General features: G+C 59.4%; 13 protein-coding genes. All 13 read left to right on the top strand.

Annotated elements, in window-relative coordinates; translation table 11 throughout:
* Complete coding sequence (locus tag Q7T10_RS19910) at positions 1 to 675, top strand: type 4a pilus biogenesis protein PilO (RefSeq protein WP_304751509.1); 675 nt, start codon at positions 1 to 3, stop codon at positions 673 to 675.
* Entirely contained in the window at positions 672 to 1,214 is a 543-nt protein-coding gene (locus Q7T10_RS19905) for a pilus assembly protein PilP (RefSeq protein WP_370653804.1), read from the top strand. Before Q7T10_RS19910 ends, Q7T10_RS19905 begins: the two co-directional genes overlap by 4 nt.
* On the top strand, positions 1,211 to 3,295 hold the full coding sequence (pilQ, locus tag Q7T10_RS19900) for a type IV pilus secretin PilQ (protein ID WP_304751507.1): 2,085 nt from the start codon (positions 1,211 to 1,213) through the stop codon (positions 3,293 to 3,295). Before Q7T10_RS19905 ends, pilQ begins: the two co-directional genes overlap by 4 nt.
* A 43-nt stretch (positions 3,296 to 3,338) precedes the next feature.
* Positions 3,339 to 3,863: a shikimate kinase gene (locus tag Q7T10_RS19895; protein ID WP_304751505.1), complete on the top strand. Its 525-nt coding sequence runs from the start codon at positions 3,339 to 3,341 to the stop codon at positions 3,861 to 3,863.
* Positions 3,864 to 3,920: 57 nt separating this feature from the next.
* Positions 3,921 to 5,045, top strand: coding sequence for a 3-dehydroquinate synthase (aroB, locus tag Q7T10_RS19890; RefSeq protein WP_304751503.1), 1,125 nt, complete (start codon positions 3,921 to 3,923; stop codon positions 5,043 to 5,045).
* 67 nt (positions 5,046 to 5,112) lie between these two features.
* Positions 5,113 to 6,288, top strand: a complete 1,176-nt coding sequence (locus Q7T10_RS19885) for a deoxyguanosinetriphosphate triphosphohydrolase (RefSeq protein ID WP_304751501.1) — start codon at positions 5,113 to 5,115, stop codon at positions 6,286 to 6,288.
* Positions 6,285 to 7,535 (top strand): CynX/NimT family MFS transporter, encoded by a 1,251-nt coding sequence (locus Q7T10_RS19880; protein ID WP_304751499.1) that lies wholly within the window; start codon positions 6,285 to 6,287, stop codon positions 7,533 to 7,535. The genes Q7T10_RS19885 and Q7T10_RS19880 overlap by 4 nt, the downstream gene beginning before the upstream one ends.
* 58 nt (positions 7,536 to 7,593) lie before the next feature.
* Positions 7,594 to 8,232: a DUF1415 domain-containing protein gene (locus Q7T10_RS19875; protein ID WP_304751497.1), complete on the top strand. Its 639-nt coding sequence runs from the start codon at positions 7,594 to 7,596 to the stop codon at positions 8,230 to 8,232.
* A gap of 49 nt (positions 8,233 to 8,281) precedes the next feature.
* Positions 8,282 to 9,151 carry an SAM-dependent methyltransferase gene (locus tag Q7T10_RS19870; RefSeq protein ID WP_304751560.1) on the top strand — a complete coding sequence of 290 codons (870 nt, stop codon included), beginning with the start codon at positions 8,282 to 8,284 and terminating at the stop codon, positions 9,149 to 9,151.
* A gap of 15 nt (positions 9,152 to 9,166) precedes the next feature.
* Positions 9,167 to 9,985 carry a phosphate/phosphite/phosphonate ABC transporter substrate-binding protein gene (locus Q7T10_RS19865; protein WP_304751495.1) on the top strand — a complete coding sequence of 273 codons (819 nt, stop codon included), beginning with the start codon at positions 9,167 to 9,169 and terminating at the stop codon, positions 9,983 to 9,985.
* Between the two features lie 61 nt (positions 9,986 to 10,046).
* Positions 10,047 to 10,505, top strand: coding sequence for a hypothetical protein (locus Q7T10_RS19860; RefSeq protein WP_304751493.1), 459 nt, complete (start codon positions 10,047 to 10,049; stop codon positions 10,503 to 10,505).
* Positions 10,506 to 10,557: 52 nt separating this feature from the next.
* On the top strand, positions 10,558 to 11,253 hold the full coding sequence (locus tag Q7T10_RS19855) for a transposase (RefSeq protein ID WP_304751491.1): 696 nt from the start codon (positions 10,558 to 10,560) through the stop codon (positions 11,251 to 11,253).
* A gap of 181 nt (positions 11,254 to 11,434) precedes the next feature.
* Positions 11,435 to 16,186, top strand: coding sequence for a glutamate synthase-related protein (locus tag Q7T10_RS19850; protein WP_304751489.1), 4,752 nt, complete (start codon positions 11,435 to 11,437; stop codon positions 16,184 to 16,186).
* The last annotated feature ends 9 nt before the right edge of the window (positions 16,187 to 16,195 follow it).

The following is a 16,195-nucleotide window of genomic DNA, read 5'->3' as shown; positions in this document are numbered from 1 at the left end:
ATGACAAAAAAATCCTCATTGAATTTCGACTTCCCTGCCATGCAGGAGAAATTAGTCGGGCAATTTCGCAATCTGGATCCCAAGGATCCCTCCAATTGGCCAGCGTTCCCGCGCTATGCGCTCTTTTTGGCAGTCACCATTCTGCTGGTCGTCGTGTTGTGGTTCTTGTGGCTGAACACCTCGGAGCTTGAGCTTGAAGCGGAGCAGGCCAAGGAAGTGACGCTGCGTGAAGAGTACAAAGCCAAGCTGAGCAAGGCGGTGAATCTTGACGCACTGAAGAAACAGCGTGAGCAGGTTCAGCAATACGTCACGCAACTCGAAAAGCAACTGCCGAGCAAAGCCGAGATGGATGCCCTCTTGTCCGATATCAACCAGGCTGGCCTGGGGCGAAGCCTTCAGTTTGACCTGTTCCGTCCGGGTCAAGTAGCGGTCAAGGACTATTATGCCGAGCTGCCAATTGCGGTGCGTGTCACAGGGCGGTATCACGATATCGGCGCTTTTGCGTCGGACATCGCCAATCTGTCCCGTATCGTGACGCTCAATAACTTGACTATCTTGCCTGCCAAGGATGGGACGCTGGCAATGGACGCCACTGCCAAGACTTTCCGCTATCTGGATTCCGATGAAGTGGCTGCGCAGCGCAAGGCGGCGGCACCGAAAGGAGTCAAGAAATGAGGCTCATGACTAGATTCCTGTTTGTTGCGGTTGCCATGGCACTTTCCGGCTGCGGCGCCTCCAGTGAGGATGAATTGCGTCAATGGATGGCCGAGCAGAAGAGCCAGACGCGACCGAAGATCGCCCCCATTTCCGAACCTAAGCAATTCAAGCCGGAAAGCTATACCCAGGTCACGGCCATAGAGCCTTTCAGCAATCAAAAGCTGACTCAGGCCCTGAAGAAGGAAGCGACACAAACGGCTGCCAGCGGTGCTTTGATAGCGCCTGAATTGGCCCGTCGCAAGGAAGCCCTGGAGTCCTTCCCCCTGGATGCAATGGCGCTGGTAGGGAGTCTGGCCAAGGCGGGCCAACCCGTGGCGCTGGTGAAGGTTGACAACTTGTTGTATCAGGTGCGGCCTGGCAACTACCTCGGACAAAACTACGGGCGCGTGACAAAGATCAGTGAGACAGAAGTCACGCTGCGTGAAATTGTGCAAGACGCTGTGGGTGAATGGATTGAACGCACAGCTACGTTGCAGCTGCAAGAGAGGTCGAAATGAATAATCAGAATTGTTGGATGGTCAAGCGAGCGTGGCAACGGGTTTTCCTTGCCACGTCACTCATGGTGGCGGCATTTGCCTCCCAGGCTCAGGGCGCCATTGAAGCGGTGTCGGGGTCTATTCAAGGTGGTGTTGAGGTCGTCAAAATCGATCTGACTCAGCCGTTGGCGGCGATTCCAGCGGGATTCGCGATCCAGTCTCCAGCAAGAATTGCGCTCGATTTCCCGGGGGTCGCCAACGCTATGGGGCGCTCCACTGTCGAGATCAACCAGGGCAATTTGAAGTCGGTCAGTGTGGTGCAAGCCGGCGACCGTACCCGCGTGGTTCTCAACCTGAAGCAGGCGACCCCCTATAAAGCGCAGCTGCAGGGAAAATCCCTTCTGGTTGTGCTCGAATCCGTAGCCGTCGCGGCTCCTTCTGCGTCTGCAGTGCCCGTTTTTGCGGCAAGCCAGAGTCGGGATACATTGCCACTTAAAGATCTGGATTTCCGTCGTGGCGAAGAGGGCTCTGGACGAATCGTGGTTGCCTTGCCCAATAACCAGGTCGGCGTTGACATTCGCCAGCAAGGACAGACCCTGGTAGTCGAATTCATGAAATCCACTTTACCGGAAGGCCTGCGCCGCCGTCTTGATGTGAGTGATTTTGGCACCCCTGTCCGAACGGTGACCACGTTCCAAGTGGGTGATCGTGTGCGCATGGTGATCGAACCCAAAGGCCAGTGGGTCCACAGTGCGTACCAGAGCGACGAGCAGTTTGTAGTGGAAGTCAAGCCGTTGAAAGTCGATGCGTCAAAACTGACTCAAGGTCCTGGCTACAGCGGGCAAAAGCTGTCGCTTAACTTCCAGAACATTGAGGTTCGCTCACTGCTTCAGGTTATCGCTGATTTCACGAATTTCAACATCATTACATCCGACTCCGTGACTGGTTCGGTGACGTTGCGTCTTCAGGATGTGCCTTGGGACCAGGCGCTGGACATTATTTTGCAGGCCAAGGGCCTGGGCATGCGCAAGACCGGAAATGTGCTCTGGATCGCTCCCAAGGATGAGATCAATGCCAAGGAAAAATTGGACTTGGAATCGGTCGCGTCGCTTCAAAGCCTGGAGCCTTTGCGCACGCAATCCTTCCAGATGAACTATACGAAAGCGGCTGAGGTGGCAACTGGCTTGACAGGGGCTGGAGGCGCCAACAGCACTCGGATTCTGAGCGCGCGCGGCAGTGTGATTTTTGAAACTCGGACCAATCAACTGTTCGTCACCGATATTGCCAGCAAGCTGGAGCAGGTTCAGCAATTGATCAGCAAAATTGATATCCCGGTACGCCAGGTGTTGATTGAAGCCCGCATCGTGGAAGCGTCGGATACCTTTAACAAGGCCCTTGGCGTTCGCCTGGGCGGCGGCGTCAACCCCCCTGGTGGCGTGCAAGTTGCGAGCACCGGCGGCAATCCACTGAATGCGACATTCGGGTCCACCTACGCGGCTGGATCTGCAAATACAACATCGGGGGATTTTGTGAATTTCCCGGTCGCGGGCGGAGCGAGCTTTGCAGTGTCCATTTTCAACGCGGCGGCCAACCGTTTCCTCAACCTCGAACTATCAGCGCTTGAGGCTGACGGCAAGGGCAAGGTTGTATCGAGCCCCCGCGTGATCACTGCCGACCAGATCAAGGCCTTGATCGAGCAGGGCACGGAGTTCCCTTATCAGGTGGCGACTTCCAGCGGCGCCACGTCCATTGCCTTCCGCAAAGCGAGTCTGAAGCTGGAAGTGACACCGCAAATTACGCCCGAGGGCAACATCATTCTCGATCTCGATGTCAACAAGGATACCCGCGGCATTCAGACTGCCGCTGGCTATGCCATCGATACCAAACACATCAAGACGCAAGTACTGGTGGAGAACGGTGGCACCGTGGTGGTTGGCGGCATCTTCACAGAAGACCAGGTGGACAGTGTCGACAAGGTTCCCTTCCTCGGCGATTTGCCGGGTGTAGGCAATTTGTTCAAGAGAACTTCCCGCTCGTCGGAAAAACGCGAAATGCTCGTGTTCATCACACCCAAGGTTGTTGCTGACAAGGGTTCGCGTTGACCTTGGCAGGTGGCTGCGACGTGACGCGTAATTCGTTGGCAAATTGATATTCAGCCTGATCGGTCTGCCCGGTTCCGGCAAGTCAACGGTCGGGCGACAGCTCGCCCGGCGACTGCAACTTCCATTCTTTGATTCCGATCATGTGATCGAGCAGCAATTGGGCTGCTCGATCCGTGACTACTTTGAGCGTGAGGGGGAGGACCGGTTCCGGGATGTCGAGGAATCGGTGATTGACCAGCTCACCCAGAATCCAAAAGCTGTGCTGTCGACCGGTGGCGGTGTTGTTCTGCGGGCCGCAAACCGCCAGCACCTGCGTGAGCGTGGCCAGGTGGTCTACTTGAATTCCTCTCCAGACGAATTGTTTCGACGCTTGCGCCATGACGTGAACCGGCCTTTGCTCCAGGTGGCAGATCCCTTGAGTCGCCTGCGTGATCTTTACGCCGTGCGCGATCCGCTGTATCGGGAGACGGCGCATTTCATTATCGAAACCGGGCGCCCGTCTGTCGCCACCCTGGTGAACATGATTGTGATGCAGCTTGAACTGGCGGGTGTGGTGTCCGCGCCCTGAATCAGCCTTGTCAGAGGGCCGCACGAAACACGGCGAAGTGCCTCTAAACTCACGGGTATGAATGCCCCAGACTCCCAATCGAATTCAACAGGATCAACCGTCACCATTGATCTGCAGTCGCGCAGCTACAACATTGCCATTGCTGGCGCGCTTCTTGACAATCCACTCACCTATTCAGAGCTTCCGGGATCAAGTAGCGCGTTGATCGTGACCAATGCCACGGTCGCGCCACTGTATGCCAAGCGGCTGCAAACGGCCTTGCAGGGAAAGTACCCGAACATCCACACGGTGATCCTGCCCGATGGCGAAGAATTCAAGACCTGGCAGACCCTCAACCTGATTTTCGATGCCTTGCTGGAGAACGCCTGTGACCGGAAAACGGTTCTCTTCGCCCTCGGCGGCGGCGTTGTAGGCGACATGACAGGCTTTGCCGCCGCAAGTTATATGCGGGGGGTGCCTTTTGTTCAGGTGCCCACGACCTTGCTGGCGCAGGTCGACTCTTCGGTAGGCGGCAAGACCGGTATTAACCATCCGGCCGGCAAGAACATGATCGGTGCGTTTTATCAGCCGCTCAAGGTCGTGTGTGACCTGGATACGCTCAAGACCCTGCCCCAACGTGAACTCAGCGCCGGTCTGGCCGAAGTGATCAAGTACGGCCCGATTGCGGACCTGGACTTCCTGGCATGGATTGAGACCAACATTGACGCGCTGATGGCGCGCGAACCCGCGGCACTGGCCCATGCGGTCAAACGCAGCTGTGAAATCAAGGCGTGGGTGGTGGGACAGGATGAACGTGAATCGGGGCTGCGTGCCATCCTCAACTTTGGTCATACCTTTGGTCATGCGATCGAGGCGGGGCTGGGTTACGGCCAGTGGTTGCATGGCGAGGCCGTCGGCTGTGGCATGGTGATGGCGGCGCACTTGTCACATCGTCTGGGTCTGGTGGACGACGTCTTTGTTCGGCGGCTGACCACGCTGATTCGCAACGCAGGTCTGCCCGTGACCGGACCGTATCTGTCCAAGGCCGATAACGCCGGGCGCTACCTGGAACTCATGCGCGTGGACAAGAAGGCGGAGGGCGGGGAAATCAGGTTTGTCGTGATCGACGGGCCCGCCAAGGCGGCCATGCGCAGCGCGCCCGATGCGCTGGTGCGCGAAGTGATTGACTTGTGTTGCACTTGACTGCTACCAAAACAATAGCTGATGACGCATATGTGACGGGGGCTGGAGCCTAGTTTTATATATAAGTATGATGCTCGCTGTTTTTGCCTGCCACCCAGCCAAATCGCGCGGTCGACTGTACCCGCAAGAGCCGGCACCCACGCGCACCGAGTACCAGCGCGACCGCGACCGTATCGTTCACTGCAGCGCATTTCGGCGGCTGGTGTACAAAACCCAGGTGTTTCTTAACCACGAAGGCGACCTGTTTCGCACGCGTCTGACTCACTCGCTGGAGGTGGCGCAGTTGGGGCGGTCGATTGCGCGGTCGCTGGGGCTCAATGAGGACCTGGTGGAGGCCATTGCGCTTGCACACGACTTGGGACACACGCCATTTGGCCATGCCGGGCAGGACGCACTCAATGAATGCATGTCCGCGTTCGGTGGCTTCGAGCACAACCTGCAAAGCTTGCGCGTTGTGGATCAACTGGAAGAGCGCTACCCCCAGTTCGACGGTCTGAACCTGACGTTCGAGACGCGCGAAGGCATTCTCAAACACTGTTCCCGCGCGAACGCCCTAAAGCTCGAGCAGAGCCAGCCCGGCGGCGTAGCCCGGCGCTTTCTCGATCGAACACAGCCCAGCCTGGAGGCGCAGTTGTGCAATCTGGCCGATGAAATTGCCTACAACGCACATGACATTGACGACGGTGTGCGTTCCGGCCTGATCACGCTGGACCAGCTCCAGGAAGTGGCCCTGTTTGATGACTTCAGGCGGCAGACGCTGCTGGAGTATCCGCAATTGCAGGACAAGACACAGGGGCGCCGCCTGCTCTACGAAACCATTCGCCGCATGCTCAGTGCACAGGTGTACGACGTGATTGTGGCGACCACCTCCGCGCTGGAAGCGGCCGCGCCAGACAGCGTCGAGGCAGTTCGCCAGATGGCGCTCCTGGTGCAGTTTGGCCAGGATATGCGGCTCAAGTCGCAGGCGCTCAAGAAATTCCTGTTGCAGCATTTGTACCGTCATCCGCGGGTCATGCAAACCACGGGGCAGGCGCAGCAGGTGGTGCGTGACCTTTTCGCTGGCTATCTGGAGCACCCGCAAGAAATGCAGGGCGGGTTTCTGGCGCGATCAGAGGCGGCGCGCGACGTACCAGATGAGGCCATCACCACGGCGCGCGTGGTGGCGGACTACATCGCCGGCATGACCGACCGCTTTGCCGGTCGTGAGCATGAGCGCCTGACCGGCCAGCGCTTGCTGACATGACCGACGCCCTGCGCGAGAGGCCAAGGCGCATCGACCCGGCCTTCGTGGTTATTTTGGCGGGTGTCAGTGCCGCACTGCATGTCGGCAAGTTGCCGCCTGCCTTGCCGGTGCTGCATGAGGCGCTGGGCATCACGCTGCTGCAGTCCGGATTTTTGCTCTCCATGGTCCAGCTGGCCGGTATGACGCTGGGTCTCGCCGTTGGTTTGACGGCCGATGGGATCGGCTTGAGGCGCAGCCTGATGACTGGACTGTTGGTGCTTTTTGGGGCGGGAGCCCTGGGTGGCTGGGCGCAGGATGCTGCGAGTCTGATAGCACTTCGGGCGCTCGAGGGCTTTGGCTTTTTGCTGGTTTCCATGCCGGCGCCAAGTCTCGTGCGCCAATTGGTGCCAGCCCATCGCCTCAGCGCCATGTTGGGCATCTGGGGGGGTTATATGCCTTTGGGCACGGCGGCGGCCTTGTTGTCGGGCCCGCTGGTGATCTTTGCCACCAGCTGGCAAGTCTGGTGGTGGGGCACGGCCGGCCTGTCTTTGCTGATGGCCGCCTGGGTTTGGTGCGCAGTACCCGGCGACAATCAACGCCGTCCAGTGCCGGCGCTTGACAGCCGCGGGACGGACCGGGAAGCCTGGTCGCAACGCCTGCACCAAACGCTGCGTTCACCGGGTCCCTGGCTGGTGGCGTTGAGCTTTGCCATGTACTCCGGTCAGTGGTTGGCCGTGATCGGTTTTCTGCCCTCGATCTATGCCCAGGCCGGGGTGGCGGGCAGCGCCAGCGCTGTGCTGACGGCACTGGCGGCAGCGGTAAATATCGTGGGCAACATGGCGTCAGGGCGTCTGTTGCATCGTGGTGTTCCTGCGCAGCATCTTCTTTACACAGGCTTTTGCGTCATGGCTCTGGGGGCATTTCTGGCGTTTGCCACGCTTCCCTTGGCTGACGGTGCCAGCTTGCCGCCGATGATCCGTTTTGCTGCCATTTTGCTGTTCTCTGCGGTGGGCGGCATGATTCCGGGCACCTTGTTTTCGCTGGCAGTTCGGTTGGCCCCGGGTGAGCGTACTGTGTCCACCACCGTCGGCTGGATGCAGCAATGGGCTGCCTTTGGCCAGTTTGCCGGACCGCCGCTGGTGGCCTGGGTGGCCAGTGGCGCCGGAGGCTGGCACTGGACGTGGTTGGTTACCGGGGCCTGTTCGGTGCTGGGTATGCTGTTGGCCCGGCAGCTAGGGCGCCAGCTGGAACCAGGAACTGCAGCTTGAAGGCTCTCGCGCCTAAAATTCAGTATGCGCACGTTTCGTGTTCGAACAACCCAAGCCGATGACTCATTCCCCTCCCCAAGCCCCCGCTCATTTGATTGAGCAGGACATGCGCGTCTGGCTGGAGCGTGCCGTGATTGGCCTTAACCTGTGTCCGTTTGCCAAGGGCGTGCATGTGAAGGGGCAGATTCACTATGTGGTGAGCGGCGCCCAGACGCCCGAGGACCTGCTGCAGGAACTCGTCGTCGAGTTAAAAGAGCTGCAGGCTCAAGATCCATCTGCGCGCGACACGACGCTTTTGATAGCGCCTGACTGTCTTGCCGATTTTCTCGATTTCAATGATTTCCTGGCCGAGGCCGACCAGGCCCTGTTTGATCTGGAGCTCGACGGGGTGCTTCAGATTGCCAGTTTCCACCCGGATTTCCAGTTTGCCGGGACTTCGGTCAACGACATCACCAATTTCACGAATCGCGCGCCGTATCCGACCCTGCACCTGCTGCGCGAAGACAGCATTGACAAAGCGGTGCAGGCCTTTCCGGAAGCGGAAAGCATTTATGAGCAGAACATGCAAACCCTTGAGCGGCTCGGGCCTGCGGGCTGGGCGGCCTTGGGGGTAGGGCGTTCAACCGGTCCAGTCGACGACGAGACACCCGGCACAAAGGGCGCAGCAGGACCGAATGATGAAAACCAAAAAAACTGATCGCCATGCCGGCAGTGGGCTGCAAGCCAAGGTGCAAGAGTCTGTGGCCATGGCACCAGAAATCAGGCCCGGCCAGTCCATCGAGTTGCTCAAAGAACTGCATATCCTGACCCGTGACGGCAAGCTCAACCAGGACTCGCGGCGCAAACTCAAGCAGGTGTACCACCTGTTCCAGTTCATCGAGAAGTTGCTGCAGGAGTTGCCCGACAAGCCTGAGGGCATCACGCTGGCCGACCACGGCGCGGGCAAATCGTACCTGGGCTTCATCATTTATGACCTGTTTTTCAAGGACCAGAAGACGGGCCACATCTATGGGATCGAGACTCGACCCGAACTGGTGCAGAAGTCGCGTGAGTTGTCGGCCCGGCTCGGCTTCGGCCGCATGTCGTTCCTGAACCTGAGCGTCGCCGAGTCGGCCCGGTCGGACGAACTGCCCGAGCGTATCGACGTGGTGACGGCGCTGCATGCCTGCGACACGGCCACCGATGATGCCATTGCGTTCGGCCTGCAAAAACATGCCAAATTCATGGTGTTGGTGCCCTGTTGTCAGGCTGAAGTGGCGCGACGCTTGAGCGAGCACAAGGCGCTCTCCCTGTCGCGCACACCGTTGGCGGAACTCTGGCGCCACCCCCTGCACACACGGGAGATGGGCAGCCAGATCACCAATGTCCTGCGCTGTCTGTATCTCGAGGCCAACGGTTACCAGGTCACAGTCACCGAGCTGGTCGGCTGGGAACACAGCATGAAGAACGAGCTCATCATCGCGAAGTACACCGGACAGAAGAAACGAAGTGCCGCCGACCGGCTGCGCGCGATTCTGGAGCAGTTTGGTCTGGCAGAATTGTTGGAGACCCGATTCAAGTTGCCGCAGGTGGCGTCGGACGTCACGGCACCATCACCGCCGATTCATCCCCTTTAATTTTGAGAAAAAAAAATGAACAGACACCTTGCACTGCTGATTCTGGCGCTCAGTCTGGCGCTGCCACTGCCGTCACAGGCCGACAGCGATCTCGTGTTGGCCGTCAGCGAAGGCACATCGGGCGGCATGGACCATGCCCAGGTCATCGCCAAGTACAGGGGGCTGGCCGATGCCATCGGGCGCGGAATGAAAACCACGGTCAACGTGGTTTTCATCCGTGAATTTTCCGCGTTGGAGGAAGGGCTGAAAACCAGCCGGTTTGCGTTTGTGATCGCCCGCCCCAGCGACTATCCGGCACGCGGCATGCGCGACCACGGCTACAACTACGTGGCCAGCGCCAAGCCCGACGGGCAGTGCTACATCGTCGTTGCCAAAGGCTCGCCCCTGAAAACGCTGGATGACATCAAGGGGAAAAAGATCGTCATACCGGAAAAAGCAGCGTACATGTCGCGCTTTTGTGCCGCGGAATTGCGCGACAAAGGTATTGAGCTGGGCAAGGAGAACGTGCAATACGTGCGCGAACAGGCGGCCGTGGGCTTTTACCTTGACAACAAGTTTGCTGAGGTAGGGGCGATCGCCTCCTATTCCGGAATAGGCAAGAAATGGGAAGCGGATGGCAACCGCATTTTGCACAAGAGCGTGGCCCAGCCCTACTTCCCGCTGGTGGCTTATGGCAAGATTCGCCCCGATCAAATCCAGGCGGTGCAAAAGGAGTTGCTGGCTTTGTCCAACTCAGAATCGGGACAAGAACTACTCAAACGCATCGGCGTCAAAGAGTTTGACACTGGCGCCGAAGACCGGATGCGCGCGCTGCTCAAATGGATGGGGTCGTAACGCCTTGAATTGAGAGCGGGCTTCGGCTTGGCGCGCGAATTTTCGATGTGGAGGACAAATGATGAAGGTATTTTTGACATTGAGCCTCGTTGTGGCCCTTGCGGCGTGTGCTACGAGCAGCCCAGACATCATTCAACGTGGCGACGCCCAGCGTCTGTCAGAAGTCGTGGACGCGACCGTTCTGACGATTCGACCGGTCACGGTGGAGGGTAGCCAGTCCGGCGTGGGCGCAGCGGCCGGGGGTGTTGTCGGTGGCATCGCCGGCTCCAGCGTGGGTGGTCGGCGTGAGGGCGCCATTGTTGGCGTGTTGGCGGCGGTGGCCGGCGCCGTGGCCGGCAATGCAGTTGAACGCATGGGCACGCGGGAAGAGGCTGTCGAGATTCTGGTGCAGCTGAAGAATGGCGACCGGCGCGCCATTGTGCAAGCCAAAGGAAGCGAGATATTGCAGCCAGGCGACCCGGTGATTCTCGTCACGACGGGCGGCAAGGTTCGTGTGACCAAAGCGCCGACAGTCAGGTAAACATCGGGGGCATATCCCGACAGGATTTGCTGTCTCTGAAACCTGGATTTTCATGGCCCGACTCTCCCGACTCACGCTGCCCGGCTATCCTCACCACGTCATCCAGCGCGGCAACAACGGCCAGGCCATTTTTGCGTCTGCGGCTGATTACCAGACGCTGCTTGACCTGCTGGATGAAAACGCCAGGAAATTCGCCGTCGACATACACGCCTATGTCTTGATGAGCAACCATTTTCATCTGCTGGTGACGCCTCAGACCCTGGAGGCCCTGCCGCAGATGATGCAGGCCGTGGGCCGGCGTTATGTACGCTACTTCAACGATTCTCAAAAACGCAGTGGCACCTTGTGGGAGGGGCGCTACAAGTCCACCTTGATCCAGGCGGACCGTTATTTGCTCGCGTGCATGGCCTACATCGACCTCAATCCGGTGCGCGCCGGGCTGGTGGCCCAGGCGCGCGACTATCGCTGGTCCAGTCACGGTCACTACACAGGACAGCACATTGACAAGCTCATCACCCCGCACCCGCTGGTTTGGGCGCTGGGCAACACGCCCTTTGCCCGCGAAGCGGCATACGCGGAACTGGTGCAGTCGGGCATCAGCCCGGTGCAGCAGGTGGCATTGACGGACTCGGCCTTGCGTGGCTGGGCGCTCGGCGATACGGATTTCGTCGCAGATCTGCAAAAAAGAACTGAGCGCCGCGTGACGAAAAGCACCGCTGGACGGCCAGTTTCGCCCAAGAAGTTATAGGAAATTTGCCTCTATCCCTCATGCATATTGGCTTATACGCTATCAATATCGATGTGTCCCCGATTAAAAATAGATGGCTTCAATCGTAAAATAATTGGAATCTGACCCCAATTATTCCGCTTGGCACTTTTGTTGCATTGCAGTATTCTTCGCATCCCAGTGCAATTTTTAGGAGAGCGCCATGACGACGGCTGCCGAAATCCAACATCTTCAGAACAACGGTTTGTATTCCACCGAGAACGAGCATGATGCTTGCGGCGTGGGCTTTGTGGCGCATATCAAGGGTCTCAAGTCCCACGACATCGTCAAGAATGCCCTGAAGATTCTCGAAAACCTGGACCATCGCGGTGCCGTAGGGGCCGACAAGCTGATGGGCGACGGCGCCGGAATTCTGATCCAACTGCCCGATGCGCTGTACCGCGAAGAAATGGCGGCGCAGGGTGTGACGCTGCCGCCTCCTGGTGAATACGGTGTCGGCATGGTCTTCCTGCCCAAGGAGCACGCCTCAAGGCTGGCCTGCGAACAGGAGATGGAGCGCGCCATCAAGGCCGAGGGCCAGGTGCTGCTGGGCTGGCGCGATGTGCCGGTCAACCGGGATATGCCGATGTCGCCCACCGTTCGCGAAAAGGAACCGATCCTGCGCCAGGTTTTCATTGGCCGTGGCAACGATGTCATCGTGCAGGATGCCCTGGAGCGCAAGCTCTATGTGATCCGCAAGACCTGCAGCGCCCACATCCAGGCACTCAAGCTGACGCACAGCAAAGAGTATTACGTGCCCAGCATGTCGAGTCGCACCGTGGTCTACAAGGGACTGCTGCTGGCCGATCAGGTGGGTGTGTATTTCAAGGACCTCGCAGACGTGCGCTGCGTGTCCGCCCTGGGTCTGGTGCACCAGCGATTCTCCACCAACACTTTCCCCGAATGGCCGCTGGCGCATCCGTACCGCTACGTGGCGCACAACGGCGAGATCAACACCGTCAAGGGCAACTACAACTGGATGAAGGCGCGCGAAGGTGTGATGTCTTCCCCGGTGCTCGGCGCCGACCTGCAGAAGCTCTATCCGATCAGTTTTGCCGGCCAATCCGACACCGCCACGTTTGACAACTGCCTGGAACTGCTGACCATGGCCGGCTACCCGATCAGCCAGGCCGTCATGATGATGATTCCCGAGCCCTGGGAGCAGCACACCACGATGGACGAGCGCCGCAAGGCCTTCTATGAGTACCACGCCGCCATGCTGGAGCCCTGGGATGGCCCAGCCTCCATCGTGTTCACCGACGGCCGCCAGATAGGCGCCACGCTGGACCGCAATGGCCTGCGACCATCGCGCTACTGCATCACCGATGACGACCTCGTCATCATGGCGTCCGAGTCGGGCGTGCTGCCCGTGCCCGAAAACAAGATAGTGCGCAAATGGCGCCTGCAGCCTGGCAAGATGTTCCTGATTGACCTGGAACAGGGTCGCATGATCGACGACGAAGAGCTCAAGTCCAGCCTTGCCAACAGCAAGCCCTACAAGCAGTGGATTGAAAACCTGCGCATCCGCCTGGACGATGTGGTGGGCGGCGGTGAGCCCGCCAGCGCATCCGAGAGCGTGGTGAGTTTGCTGGATCGCCAGCAGGCGTTTGGGTTCACGCAGGAAGACCTCAAGTTCCTCATCGCCCCTATGGCCACCGCGGGCGAAGAAGCCATTGGCTCCATGGGCAACGACAGTCCGCTGGCTGTCTTGAGTGACAAAAACAAGCCGCTGTACAACTACTTCAAGCAGTTGTTTGCGCAAGTGACGAATCCGCCGATCGACCCGATCCGCGAGGCGATCGTGATGAGTCTGGTGTCCTTCATCGGCCCCAAGCCCAACCTGCTGGACATCAACCAGGTCAACCCGCCGATGCGCCTCGAAGTGAGCCAGCCGGTGCTCGATTTTGCCGACATGGCCAAGCTGCGCGACATCGAAAAACACACGCAAGGCAAGTTCCGCAGCTACACGCTCGACATTACTTATCCATTGGTTTGGGGCCACGAGGGTGTGGAGGCCAAGCTGGCCTCGCTGTGCGCCGAAGCGGTGGATGCCATCAAGGGCGGCAAGAATATTCTCATCATCAGTGACCGCGGCGTCAGCGCCAGCCAGGTGGCGATTCCAGCGCTGCTGGCCCTGAGTGCCATTCACCAGCACCTGGTGATAGCCGGCTTGCGTACCACCGCCGGTCTGGTGGTCGAGACCGGCACCGCGCGTGAAGTGCATCACTTCGGCGTGCTGGCCGGTTACGGCGCGGAAGCCGTGCACCCCTACCTGGCCATGGAAACGTTGGCTGCCATGCACAAGGAGTTGCCGGGCGACCTGAGTGCTGACAAGGCGATCTACAACTACGTCAAGGCCATCGGCAAGGGGCTGTCCAAGATCATGTCCAAGATGGGCGTGTCGACCTACATGAGCTACTGTGGTGCCCAGTTGTTCGAGGCGATTGGCCTGAATTCCGAGACCATCGCCAAGTATTTCACCGGCACCCCCAGCCGCGTCGAAGGCATTGGCGTCTTCGAGATTGCCGAAGAAGCCATCCGCATGCATAAGGCCGCCTTCAGCGACGACCCCATTCTGGAATCCATGCTGGATGCCGGTGGCGAGTACGCCTGGCGCGCCCGTGGCGAAGAGCACATGTGGAGCCCGGATGCGATTGCCAAGCTGCAGCACTCCACCCGTTCCAACAACTGGAATACCTACAAAGAGTACGCCCAGCTTATCAATGACCAGAGCAAGCGTCATATGACACTGCGCGGTTTGTTCGAATTCAAGATTGACCCGGCCAAAGCCATTCCGATTGACGAAGTGGAAAGCGCCAAGGAAATTGTCAAGCGCTTTGCCACCGGTGCCATGTCGCTGGGCTCGATTTCCACCGAGGCCCACGCCACGCTCGCCATTGCCATGAACCGCATTGGCGGCAAGAGCAACACCGGCGAGGGCGGGGAAGACCCTGCGCGTTACCGCAACGAACTCAAAGGCATCCCGATCAAGCAAGGTCAGACCATGGCCGACATCATTGGCAAAGATGTGGTGGAGGTTGACATCGCCATGAACGCGGGCGACAGCTTGCGTTCACGCATCAAGCAGGTGGCGTCGGGCCGCTTTGGTGTGACGGCCGAGTACCTGACCAGTGCCGACCAGATCCAGATCAAGATGGCCCAGGGCGCCAAGCCCGGTGAGGGCGGCCAGCTGCCTGGTGGCAAGGTGTCCGAATATATCGGCCGCTTGCGCCATTCCGTGCCGGGTGTGGGTCTGATCTCGCCGCCGCCGCACCACGACATCTACTCGATTGAAGACCTGGCGCAGCTGATTCACGACCTGAAAAACGTCGCACCGCATTCCAGCATCAGCGTCAAGCTGGTGTCGGAAATTGGCGTCGGCACCATCGCGGCGGGCGTCGCCAAGTGCAAGAGCGACCATGTGGTGATCGCCGGTCACGACGGCGGCACGGGCGCGTCGCCCTGGTCGTCCATCAAGCACGCGGGCAGCCCCTGGGAAATCGGTCTCGCTGAAACCCAGCAAACGCTGGTGCTCAACCGTCTGCGCAGCCGCATTCGCGTGCAGGCCGACGGCCAGATGAAGACCGGTCGCGACGTTGTCATTGGCGCGCTGCTGGGCGCTGACGAATTCGGATTCGCCACTGCGCCGCTGGTGGTGGAAGGCTGCATCATGATGCGTAAGTGCCACCTCAACACCTGCCCGGTTGGTGTGGCCACGCAAGACCCGGCCTTGCGCAAGAAGTTCTCTGGCAAGCCTGAGCATGTGGTGAATTACTTCTTCTTTATTGCCGAAGAAGTGCGTCAGATCATGGCGCAACTGGGCATCGCCAAGTTCGACGACATGATTGGCCGAGCCGACCTGCTGGACACCCGCCAGGGCATCGCCCACTGGAAAGCCAGCGGTCTGGACTTCAGTCGCCTGTTTGCCATGGCGCCGGTGCCGGCCGACGTGCCGCGCTTCCAGACGCTGACGCAAGACCATGGCCTGGAAAAAGCCCTGGACAACGTGCTGATCGCGAAGAGCCGCGCAGCCATCGACAAGGGCGAAAGAGTGCAGTTCATGGAGGTTGCCCGCAACGTCAACCGCTCGGTGGGTGCCATGCTCTCCGGCGCGGTGACCAAGGTGCACCCCGAAGGCTTGCCGGACGACAGCATCCGCATCCAGCTCGAAGGCACGGGTGGCCAGTCATTTGGCGCCTTCCTGGCCAGGGGCATCACCATGTACCTGATTGGCGACGCCAACGACTACACCGGCAAGGGCCTGTCGGGTGGCCGCATTGTGGTGCGCCCCAGCATCGACTTCCGGGGCGACGCCGTGCGCAACACCATCGTGGGTAATACCGTGATGTTTGGCGCCACCAGTGGTGAGGCCTTCTTCAGCGGTGTGGGCGGCGAGCGTTTTGCCGTGCGTCTGTCTGGCGCCACCACGGTGGTGGAAGGTACCGGCGACCACGGTTGCGAGTACATGACCGGCGGCACGGTGGCGGTACTGGGCAAGACTGGCCGCAACTTTGCCGCCGGCATGAGTGGCGGCGTGGCTTATGTGTATGACGAAGACGGCCAATTCTCCAAGCGTTGCAACACCGCCATGGTTTCCATGGACAAGGTGTTGACAACGGCGGAGCAGGAGGCCAGTGTCGACAAAGCCATATGGCATCGGGGTCAAAGTGACGAAGCGCAGCTGCGCAAGTTGCTCGAAGACCACAACCGCTGGACCGGCAGCAAGCGGGCCCGTGAATTGCTCGACACCTGGGATGTTTCCCGCCTGAAGTTCGTCAAGGTCTTCCCGCTGGAGTACAAGCGCGCCCTGGGCGAAATTCATGCACGTGGACGAGGGGTTTTGCCAAAAGAGGCGCTAGCCCTCACCAGTCGTGCACAAGCAGCTACAAAAAAAGAAGTGACTCCAGCCAAATAGGGCGGGGCG

Source organism: Rhodoferax sp. (assembly GCF_030646845.1).
GTDB lineage: Bacteria > Pseudomonadota > Gammaproteobacteria > Burkholderiales > Burkholderiaceae_C > Rhodoferax.
The sequence above is the reverse complement of the archived record's forward strand: the minus strand, read 5'-3'. Positions and strand labels throughout refer to the sequence as shown.

Bases quoted from the DNA above. Each gene is read 5' to 3' on its own strand.
- Q7T10_RS19910 (WP_304751509.1), top strand. From the start codon at position 1: ATGACAAAAAAATCCTCATTGAATTTCGACTTCCCTGCCATGCAGGAG.
- Q7T10_RS19905 (WP_370653804.1), top strand. From the start codon at position 672: ATGAGGCTCATGACTAGATTCCTGTTTGTTGCGGTTGCCATGGCACTT.
- pilQ (WP_304751507.1), top strand. From the start codon at position 1,211: ATGAATAATCAGAATTGTTGGATGGTCAAGCGAGCGTGGCAACGGGTT.
- aroB (WP_304751503.1), top strand. From the start codon at position 3,921: ATGAATGCCCCAGACTCCCAATCGAATTCAACAGGATCAACCGTCACC.
- Q7T10_RS19885 (WP_304751501.1), top strand. From the start codon at position 5,113: ATGATGCTCGCTGTTTTTGCCTGCCACCCAGCCAAATCGCGCGGTCGA.
- Q7T10_RS19880 (WP_304751499.1), top strand. From the start codon at position 6,285: ATGACCGACGCCCTGCGCGAGAGGCCAAGGCGCATCGACCCGGCCTTC.
- Q7T10_RS19875 (WP_304751497.1), top strand. From the start codon at position 7,594: ATGACTCATTCCCCTCCCCAAGCCCCCGCTCATTTGATTGAGCAGGAC.
- Q7T10_RS19870 (WP_304751560.1), top strand. From the start codon at position 8,282: ATGGCACCAGAAATCAGGCCCGGCCAGTCCATCGAGTTGCTCAAAGAA.
- Q7T10_RS19865 (WP_304751495.1), top strand. From the start codon at position 9,167: ATGAACAGACACCTTGCACTGCTGATTCTGGCGCTCAGTCTGGCGCTG.
- Q7T10_RS19860 (WP_304751493.1), top strand. From the start codon at position 10,047: ATGAAGGTATTTTTGACATTGAGCCTCGTTGTGGCCCTTGCGGCGTGT.
- Q7T10_RS19855 (WP_304751491.1), top strand. From the start codon at position 10,558: ATGGCCCGACTCTCCCGACTCACGCTGCCCGGCTATCCTCACCACGTC.
- Q7T10_RS19850 (WP_304751489.1), top strand. From the start codon at position 11,435: ATGACGACGGCTGCCGAAATCCAACATCTTCAGAACAACGGTTTGTAT.